This is a genomic window from Terriglobales bacterium (assembly GCA_035567895.1).
Taxonomy (GTDB): domain Bacteria; phylum Acidobacteriota; class Terriglobia; order Terriglobales; family Acidobacteriaceae; genus Gp1-AA112.
In genome coordinates this window covers 1-17,897 of sequence record DATMPC010000039.1, presented here as the reverse complement: position 1 = coordinate 17,897, position 17,897 = coordinate 1, and the positions used below count along the sequence as shown (strand labels likewise).

Sequence of the window (17,897 nt, the reverse complement as noted above, 5' to 3'; positions counted from 1 at the left end):
AGATTCTTGCGAATGGCGATCGAACAGGTGCTGGTGAGAGCCGGCTACAAAGTCCTGACCGCTGGCGATGGTGAAGAGGCGTTGCGGATTGCCTACTCGCGGATTCCTCACCTCATCGTGCTGGATATGTTGTTGCCAAAGTTAGGTGGGCCGGAGGTTCTGCAGGCGCTGAAGGGCAGTGCGCTCACGGCGCACATACCTGTGATTGTTTTGAGCAGTCTTTCTCAGAAGAACGAGGCAAAACTGAAGCAGGCCGGCGCCGTAGCTTATTTCGAGAAATCGAAACTCGAGTTGGACCAACACTCCGCGTCCCTGCTTCAAATCGTGAAGCGAACACTCGACAGTATTGCCGACCGCGGCGGTGCCGAGGGCAGCGTTTGTGCACCAATCAACTTGCCCGGAGAACAACACGGGAACGATCACGACGGCGAAAGAAGCGAGTTGCGAATGGTGCCACCGGCGATGACTCAGCCCGGGAACAGGACCCACTAAGATGACTTCAGACATGGCATTTGAGTGTTTGTTTGTCTCGCGTGATCCAGGCGTATTTGGCACGATGAGCCCAATCCTACGAGACCTGGGAATCAGCACCGATATGTGCCTAACTTCCGCGAAAGCATTCAACCAGCTAAAAACAGGCCAAACGGACCTGGTGGTGATCGATTGGGAGGGAGAGGACTCAAGGGACCTGTTGCAGGATATCTGGAAGTCAAGCAGAAAGAAGAAGCCGACGATTGTTGCCATTTCTTCTCTCGATCGCCCGATACCAGGCGCTCACGTTGTACTCAAGAAACCAGTGACGGCTGAATCCAGCCAGAAGTCGTTGCAAGCTGCTTACTCCAGAATGTTGTTTGAACACCGCCGGCATGCGAGGTTCGCTCTCATGGTATCCGTGAAGGCAACCGACGAGTCCCGTCGGAATGTATCCATGACGATCACTGATATCGGGGACGGCGGACTTGGACTGGTCACGCAAGCGAAACTCTTCGTGGGAGATGTATTATCGTTTCACGTGTTGTTGCCCGGAGCGATCAGAAAAATCTACATGCAGGTCCGAATCTTGTGGACGCGGGACTTCAGCCGCTTTGGCTGTGAGTTTCTCCGGATTCCTCCGGTCGATCTCAACATTCTGAATGAGTGGATAAAACGTAAAAGCGAGATCAAGAAACCGCTGATCGCAGTATGAGGAATGACTCCCAGGGACACAGTAGATCGACGGTCGCCGGGTTGGAACGAGTGAAAACGGATATCACTCGAGCCAGAATATCCGTGAAACCGCCAATTGCAATTGAAAGAGCATCGCGCCAGCCACAAGCAACAACCAAGATCCTGTTGGCTGAAGATTCCCCCGTTTATCGGCACCTGATTGGTACTCACTTGAAGCAGTGGGGCTTCGATCTTGTGGTGGCCAAAGACGGAGAGGAAGCCTGGGAACTGCTTCAGGCTTCGGATGCACCAAGACTCACTCTTCTCGACTGGATGTTACCGCAGATTGAGGGTATCGAACTGTGCCGCCGGATACGCCTAACCAAGACACATCCTGACTACACCTACATCGTTTTGCTCACCGGCAAGGACGGAAAGAACGACCTGCTGGAAGGCATGCAAGCGGGCGCAGACGACTACCTGGTAAAGCCGTTCAATCCTCTGGAGTTGAAAGCGCGTTTGCTGGCTGGCAAAAGGATTCTCGAACTTCAGCGGAAACTGGTAGACACCGGGGAATCGCTTCGGATCGCGGCCACGTATGATTTTCTGACCGGGCTCTTGAATCGGAGAGAGATACTGGCCCATCTTGAACGCGAACTGAACCGAGGCATGCGCGGAAACAGTCCGGTTGGCGTCATTTTGGCGGACATCGATTACTTCAAAAAGATCAACGACTCGTTTGGTCATTCGGCGGGAGACGTCGTGCTGAAGGCAGTCGCGCAAACGCTAAAATCCGATCTCAGAAACTACGACGGCGTCGGTCGCTTTGGTGGCGAGGAGTTCTTGCTGATTTTACCGGGCTGTGATTTGGCCATGACCACTCGCCGAGCAGAAGACATCAGGCAATTTGTTGCGGACACCGAGATCGCGACTGCGGAAGGAATCATGCGAGCCACAATCAGTATGGGCGCTACTTCTGCTGACTCCGGCGACACCTCCGGTGTGGAGTCTCTTTTGAATGAAGCCGACCGGGCTCTCTATCTCGCCAAAAGGAATGGCCGAAATCGGGTTGAAGGATGCATACAGAACCTGCATTCCAACCGCCTAGCATAATCTCACGCTGACCCCAGACAACAACGAAGACACTCAGTTTGGATCGGGAAGATGGCAGTCCCGGCTCAAAACCGCTTTCGAACTGGGTGCTGCCGGAGCGATCTTCGGAGCCGCCCCGGTCCGGCCTGTATTTTCTGTAGGGAATGCAGACGAGCTTCTGATAAAAGAATCCGTTACGCTAGATTCGTCAGAAGTTTTGCTGTTGGTCCCGGAAGATCTGGCAGGAGGGTCTGATTGCCTACTCGAAGAAGTTTCTTGGGTTTCCTTTCCGCGCTTTCACTTCCCCAGCTTTTTGGGTCCAGGCGACTGACCGGCGTTCTGGCATCGCCCTCCGAAACGTCGGCGGCGACTGAGCAAGACTTCACCCGGTTCGTGAACATTGCGATTGGAACTGGCGGGCACGGGCACACTTATCCGGGAGCGACCGTACCTTTCGGTATGGTCCAGTTGAGCCCGGATACCTACAACGACGGTTGGGATTGGTGCTCGGGGTATCACTATTCTGACAGTTCGATCATGGGCTTCAGCCATACGCACCTGAGCGGCACGGGTGTGGGCGACATGCTCGACGTGCTCTTAATGCCCGGGACCGGGCCAGTGAAGACGATTCCAGGGGGAAGGGAGAATCCGGGCGAAGGCTACCGTTCGCGTTTCAGCCATGCTGACGAAGTAGCGACGCCGGGCTACTATTCGGTTCTGCTGCGCGACTACGACATCCGGGCCGAACTGAGCGCGACCGAACGCGCGGGCATTCATAAGTACACGTTCCCCAAGAGCGACACCAGCCACTTTATTCTCGATCTCACACATCTTTATGGGATCGCGCCGGGCGGGGTTCAGTGGTCGGAATTGAAAATCGTAAATGCCGACACCATCGTCGGTGGGCGCGCGGTGAACCGCTGGGCAGCCGGACGCGAGATTTACTTCGCCATGAAAGTTTCCAAGCCCTTTCTTTGGGCTGAGATCGTTTCGGACGAGAAAAAACTGGATAGGACGGTTCGGAAAGCGAGGGGGAATTCGCTGAAGGCGCTGATCGGCTATCAGACTACCGAGGGCGAGGTGATCTACGTCAAGACCGGCATCTCGGGAGTGAGCGCGGAAGGCGCAATGAAAAATCTGGAAGCGGAGATTCCGGACTGGGACTTCAATCGGGTGAGGCAGGCTGCGCATGAAGCGTGGCGCAAGCAGCTTTCGCGAATCACCATTGAGACCTCCAATCAAAGACAGCGGGAAATCTTTTACACGAGCCTGTATCACATGATGGTGGCTCCAACGCTGTTCGACGACGTGGACGGCCAGTACCGCGGGATGGACGGGAAGGTTCATCAACTGCCTGCGGGATTTCATAACTACAGCACGTTTTCTTTGTGGGACACCTACCGCGCAACTCATCCTTTCTACACCCTTGCTCTCGGCGACCGCGTCCCGGATTTCGTCAATTGCCTGATTCGTATGGCCGAGGAGAGTCCCGAGGGAATACCCGTCTGGCCGCTGCAAGGCAGAGAGACAGGTTGCATGACCGGCTACCATTCGAGTTCTGTGATCGCGGAAGCTTATGTGAAGGGATTCCAGGGAATCGACTTCGGAAAAGCTTATCCGTCGATGCGGAAGCGGGCGATGGACGATGACTACCGGGGATTGGCTTATTACAGAAAACTTGGCTACATCCCTTGCGACAAGGAAGAGGAGTCGTGTAGCAAGACGATGGAATACGTCTACGACGATTGGGCAGTAGCGCACATCGCGCAGGCCGTGGGCGCCGCAGAAGATCAAAAACTTCTGCTGGAACGATGCCGCAACTACCGGAATCTGTTTGATGCGAAGGTGGGATTCGTACGACCGCGCTTTGAAAACGGAGACTGGTCAGAACCCTTCGAGGCCACGGAAATGGGCCATTCAAAGAAGTGGAAAGACTATACCGAATCGAATCCTTGGGAAACGACATTTGCCATTCAGCACGACCCCGGAGGATACATGGAACTGTTTGGAGGCCGGCAGGCTTTTGTCGAGAAACTGGACAGCCTGTTCAGGCAGAGCACGCAACTGCCCGCTGATGCTCCGCCAGACATCGCTGGAATGGTCGGCCAATATGCGCACGGCAATGAGCCGTGCCATCACATCGCTTATCTCTATTCGTACGCAGGTGTGCCTTACAAGACGCAGGAGCGGGTTCGCAGTTTGCTCGAGATGGAATACGACAATCAGCCGAACGGCCTCGCGGGCAATGAGGATTGCGGCCAGATGTCAGCGTGGTATGTGATGAGTGCGCTCGGCTTTTATGCCGTCGATCCCGTCAGCGGAAATTACGTGTTCGGCACGCCATTGTTCGATCGCGTCATCGTCGACATGAAAAATGGAGCGAAACTGGTGGTTGAGACGAAGCGCTCTTCCCCCAGGGATCAATACATTCAGTCCATCACCTTCAACGGCAAGCCCTACGAGAAAGTGTGGTTTCGGCACGCGGATATTGCAAATGGAGCGACCATCGTGTTTCACCTGGGTGGTGAACCGAACCTGCAATTCGGAGCGGCGGAGAATGCTGCGCCTCCATCGTTGCCTGCTTAGAAGGGCACTCGCGAGCCGCTATTTAGCGACAGACGCTTCGCGCGGGCGCGGTAGTGCCGCTATTGTTACGGGGCCCGACAGTGAGTACGATTAAAAACACAGCGCAGCGACAGGCGTGTTCCTGAAGTATCCAAACCTCATTCGAAGCTGGCCTAGGCGCACTTATCTGGGATCGGCTGATCTAACCTTCACGCCAATCGCGCGCGGGACTTGACTATCGAACTGATCTGCGAGAAGCTGTCGCGGTTTGAATCTCGAGGTCATGTGCTGGCCAACGTTTCAAGCTGAGGCAGTGGTTGGAAATCTCTTCACTTATTATCGCAGCGGAAAAAGGCCACGCTCCCGCCGGGGAGGAATTGTTTGCTGCGCTGTATTCCGAGTTGCATCGACTGGCTAAGCGCGAGCTCGCGCGGTGCGGCTTCGGGGTGAGCCTCAGTTCCACGACTCTGCTGCATGAAGCCTATCTGGACATGGCGGCGCGCGAGGGGCCGTCGTTTCCCGACCGGGCACGGTTCATGGGATATGCGGCAAGAGTGATGCGTGGGCTCATCATTGACCACGCCCGGGAACGGCACGCCCAGAAACGCGGGGGCCTGTTCGAGATGACATCGCTCGACGCGCAGGTGATGGAGAATGCGGTAGACCACCGGCAACTTGTCCAAATCAGCGATGCGCTGAACGAGCTTGGCAAAGCCGAGCCCGCGCTGGCGGAAATCGTTGACCTGAAATTTTTCTGCGGATTCTCATTCGCGGAAATCGCTGCCATGCGGGATGTGTCGGAACGAACGGTACAGCGAAACTGGGAGAAGGCGCGTATTTATCTGCACCGAAAGATTCGCAGTGATTTGATTCTCTGAAAAAATCCATGCCCACACTTAGCCCGGATGACTGGAAGGCACTGAGTCCGTACCTGGACCAGGCGCTCGCAATGTCGGAAGACGAGCGCGTCGAATGGCTTCGGTCGCTCGGTCATGAAGATAACGTACTGGCTGCGCAGTTGACAGAACTCCTCGACGAACACAAGGTGTTGGCGCAAGAAGGTTTTCTTGAGCGCGGGCAGGTGTCGCTGCCGACCTCGAGCGGCCTCGCGGGCCAGACTCTTGGCCCATACACTCTGATCTCTCAAATCGGCGAAGGTGGAATGGGAAGCGTGTGGTTGGCCGAACGCAATGACGGCCGCTTCGAGCGGCGAATTGCGGTGAAGTTCATCCACATCGCGCTGATGGGGAAAGACGGCGAAGCTCGGTTCAAGCGCGAGGGCAATATTCTGGGGAAGCTTAGACATTCCAATATTGCGGAACTCGTCGATGCCGGCGTATCGAGGGCCGGTCAACCCTATCTTATTCTGGAATATGTTGAGGGAGACAGCATTGATCGCTACTGCGACCAGCAGAAACTGGATGTGGAAGCCCGAATCCGTCTCTTCTTGAATGTGCTGAATGCGGTTGCGCATGCGCACGCGAACCTGATCGTGCACCGCGATCTTAAGCCATCGAATGTTCTGGTAAATAGAGACGGTCAGGTAAAGCTGCTCGACTTCGGCATTGCCAAGCTGCTCGAAGGGGAGGGCGAGGACGGCGCGGCAACAATGCTGACGGTCGAAGGCGGCCGCGCGATGACGCCCGAGTACGCTGCGCCCGAGCAGGTGACCGGCGGTGCCGTCACGACTGCCACCGATGTCTATGCGCTAGGCCTGTTGCTTTATGTGCTGCTAACCGGACAGCATCCCGCTGGGAAGGGCGTACGATCGGCCGCGGACCTGGTCAAGGCGATTGTCGAGACCGAGCCGACGCGTCCCTCCGAGGTCGTGGCCACAACCAAGGCGACCGCGGAAGTAACTACCAGCAACGCTGCCAGCCGTACTACGACACCCGAGAAGCTCAGGCGGTTATTGCGCGGGGACCTCGATACCATCATTGCGAAATCGCTGAAGAAGAATCCGCAGGAGCGCTATGCCTCGGTGACAGCGCTCGGCGACGACCTTGGGCGATATCTGCGGCATGAGCCGATCCGGGCGCGGCGGGATACGCTTACCTATCGCGCGGCGAAATTTGTGCGACGGAATCGCACAGCGGTGTTTCTGGCGACGCTGGCTATTATGGCCATCGTGGCGGGAAGTGTGGGCACTCTGTTCGAAGCTCGCTCCGTGCGTAAGCAGCGTGACTTCGCGTTTCGCCAGCTATCGCGAGCGGAATCGATTAATGATCTTAACTCTCTTCTCCTCTCAGACTTGGCGCCGTTGGGCAAGCCCTTTACCGTTGACGAACTATTGAGCCGCGCGGAACACGTTGTCAGGCGGCAGCACAGCGGCAACGAAGCCGATCGCGTGGAACTTCTCATATCGATTGGTCGCCAATACACGGTTCAGGATAAATATGAAAAAGCTCGGCAGTTGCTCGAAGAGGCCCACACATTGTCGCGCCCGCTGCCGGATTCTTCCACCCGCGCCAGAGCATCGTGCGCTCTGGGGCAAGCCTTGTCCCGGGGTGCGGACCTCCCCCGAGGGGAAGCCCTATTCCAGGAAGGGATGCGGGAACTTCCTGACGAACCGATGTTCACCCTTGATCGGATTACCTGTCTGCTGCTGGGCAGCGAAATCGCGCAGAACCGTAGTGACGCAAAGGAGGGCGTGGCGAGAGCGCAGGCTGCAGAGCGCCTCTTGAAACAATGGCCATACCGGTCGGAGTTGCTGGAACTCAACACTGTCCTCTTCCTGGCTGCAGCCTATCAACACGCCGGGCGCCTGCCCGAGGCCAGTGCCACATTTGAGCAGGCGGCAGTGCGCTTGACGGCTCTCGGTCGCGATGACACGCAGAGAGCGAGTGCGCTCTTCAACAATTGGGGTATCACGTTAACCGTCGATGGGCGACCGCTCGATGCCGAGAGAGTTCTAGGACGTGCGCTCGCGATCTCCCGCGACAATCAGGGCGAGCAAACCGTGTCCCCGATGCTTCTTGTCAACTATGCCCGTTCCCTGCAGGACTTGCAGCGGCTCCAGGAAGCAGATGATTATGCCGGACGAGGATATGCAAAAGGACTGGAGACCGGCGACAACATGGTGATCGGCCAGGCGTTGTTGCTGCGGGCATCCATTTATCGCGGCCTAGGTGACCTTGAGCGCTCCGCACAAATGCTGGCTGAAGTCGAGCCACGCCTGCGCCGCAGCCTCCCTCCTGCTCACATTGCATTCGCATCTCTGGCGTCTCAGCAGGCCCTGAACGCGCAGGCGCGCGGCGACGGCGGGGCGGCTCTGGAATTTGCCAATCAAGCAGTCGAACTGGCGGAGCCATTGGTGAACACCGGCCGCGCCGGCGCTTACTATTTGCGAGTCTTCCTCGTGCGACGATCTGAGATCGAACTGCAGCTTGGTCGTCGAAATGAGGCGACCGCAGACGCAATGCGGGCTCTCAACCAGTTGCAGGCGGACGCGCCTCCCGGGACATTTTCGAGCTACCTGGGCCGTGCCTATCTGGCCCTGGCACGTGCCCTCGATGCCCAGGGCAAGAGGGACGAAGCTCGCGCCGCCGCCCGTTCGGCTGCTGAACAGCTGCAAAACGCCCTAGGGCCGGATCACCCTGAGACTCGTGCTGCCAGGCGGTTCAGTTCAGATCCGTCGCAGAAATGAATCAGCTCAGTCTTTTCGCCGCCTTCGCGTGTCGTTTTTCTCCCTCCGATTCCGATATTCAGAGCAGAGGCAACTCAAGTCGTCCTCTGGCGCTAAGGGGGGAAGCGTGGCAGGAAGCGTGGGGCTTCTGCCGCGCCGACTCCGTCCAACGTTCAACCAGGCTTGCGCTGAGCCCCACCGGGACTAAAGGAGGGAAGTATGGGAGGCGCGTCCGACGTTGCGAGCGGCACCCCGGGTTTCTGGGAAACGTATTATCTTGACATCCAGACCCCCGACATCTGGGCTACGAACACTCCATCCGCTAATCCTGAAAAGTGGAAGAGATCGGTGATTGCTATTTTGCAAAGTATCCTGCAAACGGGCTCAGGCTCGGCCCTCCTGAGATCAATGAAAAGAATGGCTCAGTGGATCGATGTTCACCCGCTGAGCGAGATCGAGTGCAACGCTCACGGCGGCTTTCCGGGCACGAGAGTCATTAACGGCAGATGGTACGAAGGGCGGCTGCAGTTTAATCCTGACGTCTACATGAGTGGGAGCTCTTGCTACAAACGCAAGCACCACTCCTATGGTAAAGAGCCGGATCAAGTGATGTTTCACGAGCTGGTTCACGCGCATCGGGCAGCGTCTTGGCTGATTCCGCACAAAGATAAGCTCTTGGCCGGTCTCTCTGGCTATCAGGATGAGGAAGAGTTTCTGGCGGTAATCCTGACAAACATCTATATCTCCGAGACGAAGGGGCGTGGTCTTCGGGCAGATTATTATTCGTACGGTGAACTCAAAGGCCCGTTGAGCAGCTCGATGGGTTTTTTCCAGAGCAGTCCGCAGGTTCTCCGTATCTTGAACCAGCTTGCGGTGGACCAAAGGTTCCTCTTTGAAGAACTGGCGAAGGTGAAAGCCCCATTCAACCCCCTTGCCGCAATGCAGCAGCATCCCGACGAAGTCGAAAGGATTTCCTATTCCAAAGAGTCGATGGAACATGAAAGGACGGCACCGAAGCAGGCGGCCGCGCAGCTCGCAAGGCTGAGGAAAGATGCTCAGCGGGCTAAGGATCAAGACGCCAAGGACCTTCGAAAGCAACTCGCGTGGCTGGGCAGTCGCAACTTTAAAAAGGATCTGGCCGGCATGCTGGCCGAAGCTGCCCTTCAATTTCTACCGAAGTGAACTCGATTCCATCGCTGAATCGTTTTCTCCTCGCTGATTCCTGTACCAACACCGGGAAGCGCGCACCTCTGAGCTTGGATTTCTGAGCCCGGGTGAATTCTCAGGATTCTCGAGTGCTTTAACCGTCAAACAAGCTCTGGTGTCTGAGCTGACAACCCACTGCTACGAGCGGTTCTGGAAAGAGCCTGGCCCAACCATGAATCAGTCTGCGAGGACATTGGCTCGGAAGATAGCGCCGCAGTCGATGTAGTAGTCCTGTTTCTTCTTCAGAGTCCAGTCCTTGAAATTCCCCGAATACATTCCCCGCGTGGCGTTCGTCATGTTCTCATGAATGTAGCGAAAGAGGTTGCCTTTCTGATTGCGCGTCAGACTCTTCCCCGCGCCGTAACCGGCGACCAGTCCAATATTGTACATGTTTCTTGCGGTGGGCTCGACTTCCCGATAAGCCGGATAGCTGGGGTTCGAAAACATCCAAAACTGGCTTACGTAGTGAGGACCACAGTCATTGCCTCCTAACACGACGCCGCGGCTGGCGCCAGACGCGCTATTGTCCGTCAAGATATCGGCCTTGGCTGCGGCCCATGCGCCGGCTATGCTCATCCACACTCCGACGTAGGTCGTGAGTACTCCCAAGACATTGGCCGCAAACAAAAAGCGCTCGGCCTCCATGATCGATTCTCCCCCTTCAACGGCTTCTGATACTTTCGCGACTTCCGCAGTTTCCTTCAGAGCCGCCAGAGCCGATTCTGACTCGCTCAGCAACCGGGTAGATCGTACGACCGCTATGGTCTCCTGAACTCTTTGGGCTGCTTCAATCCCGTTCAGTATGAAGCCATACACATCTAAGCCCTTCCCCAGAATGTCCATCCTCATCGAGGTGGCGACCGCCGAGTCCACATCAGGAATCAGATTCCGGAGTGCCAGGGCGCGCCGTCTCGCTATTTCCTTCGCTTTTACTTCCTCGACCACGTCGTCATATCCTTTGAGTAAGCTCATTTGTTTTCTCCTGCCAGGGATGCCGGCTGCGTCTTGACGCGAACTACCAATTGCCGATTGCGAAGTGCTAGGCCGCGAATTTCGTCCGGAAAGGATCGGATATCGCCGGTTCTACTCAGGTAATCGGAAACATCGAACAAAAGACGACACGGGATGGCGAATAATCCCATCGACGACGGCACCGTTTCAACAGCCGCCAGCCATTGCTCGAGGGGCCCACCCTGAGCCCAATGCACCAAACGCAGTGAGCGGGCGATTCCACAACCTGCCCGAAAAACAATTTGTGGCGTTTGTCGTGTTTTTCCATCCGTTTTCGATATTCAAGGTGAAGCGATAATTCCACCCCGTTCTGCGGAACTTGGGTGGGGCAGAGAGCGGGGTTGGACGCTCGCCTGCATCGCGGACCGGCTGAGAATGCTCTACAAGCAACGATTTGAAGTGGGTTTCGACGATTCGCAAAGTAAGTCATCACCTGACCGCAAGAACGAATTCAAACCTAAGGAGCACGCAATGTCTGACAACTCGCGCACCGTTTCTCTCGTTCGGAACTTACGTGAGCAATTTCGCAGTGCGGTGAACAGCACGATCCGAAGGCGCCTCGTGGTTTGTTTTCTCGGTCTCGTCACCCTTGGCACGGGTTCTGCTATCGCAGACGTTTACCTTCACAATCTTTTTCCATTTTTCAACTTCAACGGCTTTTCCGGCACATATAGTAGTGCAGGGAGCGTTGACTTGAGTGGGCCGTTCTTTCAAAGCCTGGGCACGAACGGCAGGACCTGCGAAACTTGCCATCAACCGAGTGACGCATTTGGATTGAGTGCGGTCAATGCGCAACTCCGATACTTTTTCACGCGAGGCAAGGATCCACTGTTTGCGCAGTTCGACGGCTCCACTTGTCCTACAGGCCCGATCAACAACAGTCTCGTTTTGAACAACGGGCTGATTCGAATTCCGCTGACCGTTCCACCTAATACGACGGATTCACTGCCTCCGCAATTTACCATTACGGCCGTTCAGGATCCGTATGGTTGCGCGCTCACGACCGACGCTCAAGGGCAGCAGATCGTTTCGGTCTACCGACGGCCTTTGCCAACCACCAATCTCGGTTTCTTGAGCGCGATGATGTTCGACGGGCGAGAATCCTTCTCACTGCCTCTGAACAAGGCACAAACCTTCGGCGCGAATCTGAATAGCGACCTGACGCAACAGGCGATCGACGCGACCATGGGTCACGCGCAGGGCACCCAGCCTCCAACGGCCGCACAACTCAGCCAGATCGTGAGCTTTGAACTGGCGCTGAATTCCGCGCAACTGTTCGATTTCGCAGCGGGGAGTCTGTCGAAAAAAGCCAATGGGGGAGCGGAATACCTGTCTACGCAACCCTACTATCCCGGAATCAATGATTCTCTGGGCGCAGATCCAGGAGGGGAAGGGTTTAATCCGAACGCGTTTACGATCTACACATCCTTTGAAAACTCGCGCAATCCGAAGCAAGCTTCGATTGCCCGCGGCGAGCAGATTTTCAACACCCAACCCCTGACCATCAGCAACGTCCCAGGGTTAACCACCGGCACTCAGCAGATTGTGGGAACCTGCACCACTTGCCACGATACGTTCAATGTCGGAAATCACTCCTTCCCGTTGCCGCTGGATATAGGGACGAGTCGCTCCCTGATCTACGAAACGGATCCGAACATTATTGCCGGACTTCAGCAATTGCAAGCCCCGACCTTACCTGTGTTTGAGTTAGCGTGCACGCAAGGGCCTCTGGCCGGGACCAGCTATTACACGACCGATCCGGGCAAAGCGCTGATCAGCGGTCAATGCAGCGATATTGGAAGAGGGAAGGGACTTATCTTGCGAGGGTTATCCGCGCGCGCCCCGTACTTTCATAACGGAGTTGCAGCGAATCTTCAGCAAGTCGTTAATTTTTACAACCACCGGTTCCAGATCGGCCTGACGCAGCAGCAAATGCAGGATTTGATTAACTTCCTCGAAGCGTTGTAGGCCGAGGACCGACACTCATCGGTAAGCCAGAGAGGCGGGAAGCTCGCTGTCAGTCAGGGTTTGGTGAACGATTCGAAGCGGAGCGTAGGGAAGGGTAGGGTAGGGACCGACTGGTTTACTGCTGCTGTTGCTGCTCAGCTTCGACCAATTGCGATTGCTGGTCCTCTTCAAGAAACTGAGACCACTCTTCGTCTGCAGCAAATTCCTCGTCAGGAGGAAGAACCGCCTGGGAGGGTGTCACCCGAACTCGAACCTGCAACTGGGTGTCCGCCTTTCCTTTCATCACGCCCATCGTGGGGGGCACGTCGGCATAATCGCGACCAACCGCCGTGCGAATATGCTTTTCCGCAACCGGGCGATTAATGGTTGGATCGAAGCCCACCCAGCCCAGGTCTGGAAGGAGGGCTTCCACCCATGCATGCGTCGCGCCGTCGGCCGCGGGGTGCCCACTCTCGCCGCCTTGATAAAGGTATCCGCTCACGTAACGGCAGGGGATTCTGGCATTTCGAACAAGCGCAATCATGATGTGCGCGAAGTCCTGACATACTCCCTGTCGCGATCGAAGGGCATGCTCGATGGGCGAATTTACGGAAGTACTTTTCTTTACGTAACTGAAACTATTGTGCACGCCAGCGACGATATCGTTTAGGAATGCCAGAGGACTCCGCCGTTTCCGCTCGCTCGCGCCAATCTCCCGAGCCAAATCCTCAAGCTCCGGGGAGGAACGGGCAAAATGACTGGGCATGAGCACGTCCCAGTAGTCGTTCTTTTCGACGAGCTCCTCGAGTTCGATCCACTTTTCTTGCTCCATGAACTCGGGGATCGATGGCTGAGCATCAATATTTACGAGCGAGTCAGAGATGATGGTCAGTTGTTCGTGCCTCGAAGGCAAGTCGAAGTGGTGTACCAGATTTCCGTAGCTATCGGTATAGCCAAATATGCGGGCTCGTGGATTTACCGAGAGCTGAAAAACGAAGCAGCGCTGGTTTCCCTCGCTCCTCGGATGCATGCGAACTTCCATCATGCTTTGCCATACGGCGCGGCTGTAACGATAGCGCGTGAAATGTCGAATGGCGTAGAACATCAGGACTCGAAGGCAACATCGATCGGATATTCGATATACACTTCGTGCACCGCGGCGTGCAGATCGCGGCATTGTTCGATGATTCCGGCAAGATACTTATGCAATCCGCGCATCACTTCGCTGACCTGCACATAAGCCACCATCGATCGCAAGCGGCCGATCAATCTTTCGATCTTTTCGGTTCTGCGGCTCAAGGAAAGCGTGCTGATCGAAGTGAGTGCGTGATGCATTTGGTCCAACGAATACCGTACGGAATAGGGAAACTCGGGCTTCAACAGGAGAAAGTCTGCGATTCTGTCCGGTCTGAGTTCCGCAGTGCAAGCTTTGCAATAGGCCTCAAATGCTGCACAACTGCTTAGCAGCCCCACCCAATCCAAATCATCTGCATGTTTATCCACGACAAAATAGGCGTCGAGCAAAACGCAGAGATTCGAGGCTCTCTCGATGTATTTGCCCAGTTGGATAAAGTGCCAGCCCTCGTCGTGACTCATCGTAGCGTCGGTGACTCCCTTGAAGCGGTACGACCCTTCGCGAACCAGTCGAACCGCCCGCATCGCTCCCGCATCATCGCCGGGCTGCAGGTTGGGCCCGGTCACCGCATGAAAGAGTCGGTTCAAGTGCTCCCACATCTCCGAACTGATCTCCTCCCGGACTTGCCGAGCGTTCTCGCGAGCACCGCTGATGCACTTCACAATCGAAAAAGCCCCTTCGGGATCCGCCACTAACAGGAACAGCGCACGCTGGGGATCGACGTCCCCAGAGGCCGGCCCCGGAGCAAGCGAGGAAACCGCGCGATACCAGCGCTCTTCGGTGGAAAACTTGGCGGGATTGAGGATCAGACCGTAGGTCGCCTCCAGCACGCGCGCGGCGTTATCTGCCCGCTCAAAATAGCGGCTCATCCAATAAAGGCTGTCAGCAACTCGTGAGAGCATGGAATTCTGCCACCATTTTTCAAGTCTTCGTCCGGTTCTTCAAAAATCTAGTTTTGCAACACCCACGTATCTTTTGATCCGCCGCCCTGCGACGAATTCACCACCAGCGAACCCTTTCGGAGAGCGACTCGTGTAAGACCGCCGGGAACGATGACTATTTTTTCGCCGTACAGAACATAGGGCCGGAGGTCGACGTGCCGCGGTTCGATGGTGCCGTCCACAAAGCAGGGCGCGGTGGAGAGATTGATGACCGGCTGCGCGATGTAGTTACGCGGTTGCGCCTGAATTCTCTGGCGAAACTGGATTCGCTCTTCTTCGGTCGAATGCGGGCCAATGAGCATGCCATAACCGCCGGACTCACCCACTGCCTTTACGACGTACTGATCCAACCTCTCGCAGACATGCGCGCGTTGACTGGGATCCGACAGCAGAAGGGTTTCGACGTTTTCGAGAATGGGATCTTCGTCAAGGTAATACCGAATGATTTGTGGCACATAAGCGTAGATCGCTTTGTCGTCGGCAACTCCGGTGCCGAGAGCGTTGGCAAAGGCAACATTGCCGGCGCGATAGGCGTTGAACAGGCCCACGGCGCCGAGCGCCGAACCGCTTTCGAAAACCAGAGGATCGAGATAATCGTCGTCGATTCGCCGGTAGATCACATCCACGCGCTGCAGACCGAACGTGGTCCGCATGTAAACGATATTGTCGTGGACCACGAGATCCCGGCCTTCGACGAGTTCAATGCCCATCTGCCGAGCCAGGTAGGTATGCTCAAAATACGCCGAGTTGTAGGCGCCCGGCGTCAGCAAAACAACGGTGGGCTCGGGACGGCCTTCGGGGGCGAGGGATCGCAGAGTAGAAAGCAGGGCCTGGCTGTATTGTTCAATCGGCCGCACCCGGCATTTTTGGAACAATCCCGGAAATATCTGCTTCATCACTTTGCGGCTCGTAAGCATGTACGAGACGCCGCTGGGTACGCGGAGATTGTCCTCCAGAACGACGAAGTTTCCCTCCGGATTGCGAATCAGATCCGTACCGACGACTGTGACGTATACGTCGCGTGGAACTTTAATGCCGCGCATTTCACGACGGTAATGTTTGCAGGTGTAAATGATGCTGCCAGGAACCACGCCGTCGGCGATGATCTTGGCTTCGTGATAGACGTCTCTGAGGAAAAGATTCAGGGCCGTGATCCGCTGGGTGAGTCCGCGCTCGATTTTTTCCCATTCGGCAGCGGTAATAATCCTAGGCAGAAGGTCGTGAGGAAAGATGCGCTCGGTGCCTTTGTCGCCCCCATAGACGGTGAACGTGATTCCCTGGTTGAAGAACGATTGATCGGCCTCGTGTTTGCTGCGCCGCAGTTCGTCGGGCCCCAGGTTCAAGAGCAGGTTGTGAAGGGGCCGGTATTGTTTTCGCGGATGGTCGAGGGAGCGGAACATCTCGTCGTAAGCGCCGTTGAGAAAGTAGTGGCGAAGGCCTTCTGCCCCGCCGGCACTCGCCGCACTGGTTTCTATAATCATGGTTGGCGCCCCGATCCCCGCAAGGATAGCGCATCAGATGGCGGTCCGCGGATCGAGAAAAACGATGCGGGTCATTGAAGAAACCGCGCAGACCGCGCCGAGACAAGTCTTATCCCCGGGATCGCCCAACTTCGATGCGTTCCGCAGGCTTTTCGTTACCGGAAGGTTGGAATTCAATGTCAGGCAACTGTTCGACCGCCCTCCGGAGAGACTGCTCCCAGCTGGAGTGGATGAGGTTCAGGTCCCTGTCCCCGGCCGAAACCCGGCGATAGCGGGTAATGTCGAGGCTATCTTTCGTGTACAGCAACAGATCGAACGGCGGCCCTACGGTCACATTGGAACGCATGGTCGCATCCAGCGACAGAAGGGCGTATTTCGCCGCAACTTCCAGAGACGTTGTGGACTGGATCCCGCGATCAAGGATCGGCCGGCCATACTTGCATTCCCCCAGTTGCAGGTACAAAGAATCCTCGGTTGCCGCCAGAGGATTTCCTTGGGGATAAATCAAGTACAGGTTCGGCTCCTGTCCCCTCACTTGCCCCCCAAGGAGCAAATGAACGTTGAAGCTGAACGAGTCGCGCTCGAGTGAAGCCCGGTCAATGTCGGAGATCCTGCGAACACAGTCTCCTACAATGCGGGCGGCATCGTAGAGCGAGTTGGCTTGAGCAAGACCTCGCCCGGAATCGAAATCATCTCCCAGCAGAGTGATCACCGATTGGCTGATCGAGAGACTGCCGCTGGTCAAAATTACGAAGACTCTTTCGCCCGGCTGAACAAAGCGATGCATCTTGCGACACACGTTGACCTGATCAAAACCTGCGTTTGTCCTCGAATCCGAGGCCAACACCAGCCCCTGTTGCGTAACAATGCCCAAACAGTATGTCAATTTGTCCCCTAGTGAGAAGCTACCGCATGATACACCGATTACTCATTTCGAATTATGATCCGGACCAGCAATAAAAAACGTAGAAGATCGACCAGACTACGTGGTAGTTTTTCGCATCTCAGTGTCGCAAGCATCCCCAGGCACGAGAAAATCCGACGTTTATGCTGATTCGCCTCGGCTATGACATCCAGTTCGAAACGGTGGGAGAAGTGCCGATCATTACGCTACTGAGCGTGCACCCATCGCGTACCAGAGATTTACGAGAGCCAGACGAGTTGCAAACCGATCCCCTGGTGAAGGTCGAGAGCTATGAAGACAGCTTTGGCAACAATGCTTGTCGTCTCGTGGCTCCCAATGGCAGGATTCGATTTCAGAATTCAACCCTGATTGAAGATCCAGGCACGCCGGATGAAGTGTGCCTGGATGCCGAGGAGATTCCGATCGATAGCCTTCCTGTGAATGTCCTGCCCTATCTGATGAACAGCCGGTATTGCGAAGTGGACCTGTTGTCCAACACTGCCGCGGAATTATTCTGGAACGCTCCCCGGGGGTGGGCACGGGTTCAGGCAGTCTGCAATTGGGTACACAGCAAAGTCAGTTTCGGATATGAATTCTCCAGCCCCATTCGAACCGCGCTGGGAGTCTATACCGAGCGCGTGGGAGTTTGCCGAGATTTCCAGCATCTTGCCATCACTTTCTGCCGAGCGCTGAACATTCCCGCGCGCTATGCAACCGGATACCTGGGCGACATCGGTGTGATCGTGGCCCCAAGTCCGATGGACTTCAGCGCCTGGTTTGAAGTTTACCTGGGAGGCGGTTGGTGGACCTTCGATGCCAGACACAATGTTCGGCGCATCGGACG

At 56.0% G+C, this 17,897-nt stretch carries 14 protein-coding genes; 9 read left to right on the top strand and 5 right to left on the bottom strand.

What is annotated here, in order from left to right; all coding sequences use genetic code 11:
* The 7 genes from VNX88_08905 to VNX88_08875 all read left to right on the top strand — a co-directional run.
* Positions 1 to 492 (top strand): response regulator (locus tag VNX88_08905; GenBank protein HWY68770.1); only part of this gene is annotated, 492 nt, incomplete at its 5' end.
* A 64-nt stretch (positions 493 to 556) separates the two neighbouring features.
* The gene (locus tag VNX88_08900) at positions 557 to 1,186 is read left to right on the top strand and encodes a PilZ domain-containing protein (protein HWY68769.1); all 630 of its coding nucleotides are present in this window, start codon (positions 557 to 559) and stop codon (positions 1,184 to 1,186) included.
* Between the two features lie 83 nt (positions 1,187 to 1,269).
* The gene (locus tag VNX88_08895; protein ID HWY68768.1) at positions 1,270 to 2,259 is read left to right on the top strand and encodes a diguanylate cyclase; all 990 of its coding nucleotides are present in this window, start codon (positions 1,270 to 1,272) and stop codon (positions 2,257 to 2,259) included.
* A gap of 255 nt (positions 2,260 to 2,514) precedes the next feature.
* The gene (locus tag VNX88_08890) at positions 2,515 to 4,824 is read left to right on the top strand and encodes a GH92 family glycosyl hydrolase (protein ID HWY68767.1); all 2,310 of its coding nucleotides are present in this window, start codon (positions 2,515 to 2,517) and stop codon (positions 4,822 to 4,824) included.
* 296 nt (positions 4,825 to 5,120) lie between these two features.
* The gene (locus VNX88_08885) at positions 5,121 to 5,681 is read left to right on the top strand and encodes an ECF-type sigma factor (GenBank protein ID HWY68766.1); all 561 of its coding nucleotides are present in this window, start codon (positions 5,121 to 5,123) and stop codon (positions 5,679 to 5,681) included.
* An 8-nt stretch (positions 5,682 to 5,689) separates the two neighbouring features.
* Positions 5,690 to 8,449 carry a protein kinase gene (locus VNX88_08880; GenBank protein ID HWY68765.1) on the top strand — a complete coding sequence of 920 codons (2,760 nt, stop codon included), beginning with the start codon at positions 5,690 to 5,692 and terminating at the stop codon, positions 8,447 to 8,449.
* Positions 8,450 to 8,836: 387 nt separating this feature from the next.
* Entirely contained in the window at positions 8,837 to 9,610 is a 774-nt protein-coding gene (locus VNX88_08875; protein ID HWY68764.1) for a hypothetical protein, read from the top strand.
* A gap of 201 nt (positions 9,611 to 9,811) precedes the next feature.
* Here the strand turns inward: VNX88_08875 and VNX88_08870 are convergent, their stop codons facing one another.
* Positions 9,812 to 10,606: a hypothetical protein gene (locus tag VNX88_08870; GenBank protein ID HWY68763.1), complete on the bottom strand. Its 795-nt coding sequence runs from the start codon at positions 10,604 to 10,606 to the stop codon at positions 9,812 to 9,814.
* Positions 10,607 to 11,116: 510 nt separating this feature from the next.
* On the opposite strand from VNX88_08870, the gene VNX88_08865 reads away from it, so the two are divergent.
* Positions 11,117 to 12,613, top strand: a complete 1,497-nt coding sequence (locus VNX88_08865) for a hypothetical protein (protein HWY68762.1) — start codon at positions 11,117 to 11,119, stop codon at positions 12,611 to 12,613.
* A gap of 115 nt (positions 12,614 to 12,728) precedes the next feature.
* On the opposite strand, the gene VNX88_08860 is transcribed toward VNX88_08865, so the two are convergent.
* The 4 genes from VNX88_08860 to VNX88_08845 form a co-directional block, all read right to left on the bottom strand.
* Positions 12,729 to 13,697: a transglutaminase family protein gene (locus VNX88_08860; GenBank protein ID HWY68761.1), complete on the bottom strand. Its 969-nt coding sequence runs from the start codon at positions 13,695 to 13,697 to the stop codon at positions 12,729 to 12,731.
* Positions 13,697 to 14,629, bottom strand: a complete 933-nt coding sequence (locus tag VNX88_08855; GenBank protein HWY68760.1) for an alpha-E domain-containing protein — start codon at positions 14,627 to 14,629, stop codon at positions 13,697 to 13,699. The genes VNX88_08860 and VNX88_08855 overlap by 1 nt, the downstream gene beginning before the upstream one ends.
* Positions 14,630 to 14,676: 47 nt before the next feature.
* The gene (locus VNX88_08850; GenBank protein HWY68759.1) at positions 14,677 to 16,149 is read right to left on the bottom strand and encodes a circularly permuted type 2 ATP-grasp protein; all 1,473 of its coding nucleotides are present in this window, start codon (positions 16,147 to 16,149) and stop codon (positions 14,677 to 14,679) included.
* A gap of 109 nt (positions 16,150 to 16,258) precedes the next feature.
* Entirely contained in the window at positions 16,259 to 17,035 is a 777-nt protein-coding gene (locus VNX88_08845; protein ID HWY68758.1) for a hypothetical protein, read from the bottom strand.
* A 161-nt stretch (positions 17,036 to 17,196) separates the two neighbouring features.
* Here VNX88_08845 and VNX88_08840 point away from each other — a divergent pair.
* Positions 17,197 to 17,897, top strand: a 701-nt coding sequence (locus VNX88_08840; protein ID HWY68757.1) for a transglutaminase family protein, incomplete at its 3' end; no start/stop codon positions are given.

Bases quoted from the DNA above. Each gene is read 5' to 3' on its own strand.
- VNX88_08900 (HWY68769.1), top strand. From the start codon at position 557: ATGAGCCCAATCCTACGAGACCTGGGAATCAGCACCGATATGTGCCTA.
- VNX88_08880 (HWY68765.1), top strand. From the start codon at position 5,690: ATGCCCACACTTAGCCCGGATGACTGGAAGGCACTGAGTCCGTACCTG.
- VNX88_08875 (HWY68764.1), top strand. From the start codon at position 8,837: ATGAAAAGAATGGCTCAGTGGATCGATGTTCACCCGCTGAGCGAGATC.
- VNX88_08870 (HWY68763.1), bottom strand. From the start codon at position 10,606: ATGAGCTTACTCAAAGGATATGACGACGTGGTCGAGGAAGTAAAAGCG.
- VNX88_08865 (HWY68762.1), top strand. From the start codon at position 11,117: ATGTCTGACAACTCGCGCACCGTTTCTCTCGTTCGGAACTTACGTGAG.
- VNX88_08860 (HWY68761.1), bottom strand. From the start codon at position 13,697: ATGTTCTACGCCATTCGACATTTCACGCGCTATCGTTACAGCCGCGCC.
- VNX88_08855 (HWY68760.1), bottom strand. From the start codon at position 14,629: ATGCTCTCACGAGTTGCTGACAGCCTTTATTGGATGAGCCGCTATTTT.
- VNX88_08850 (HWY68759.1), bottom strand. From the start codon at position 16,149: ATGATTATAGAAACCAGTGCGGCGAGTGCCGGCGGGGCAGAAGGCCTT.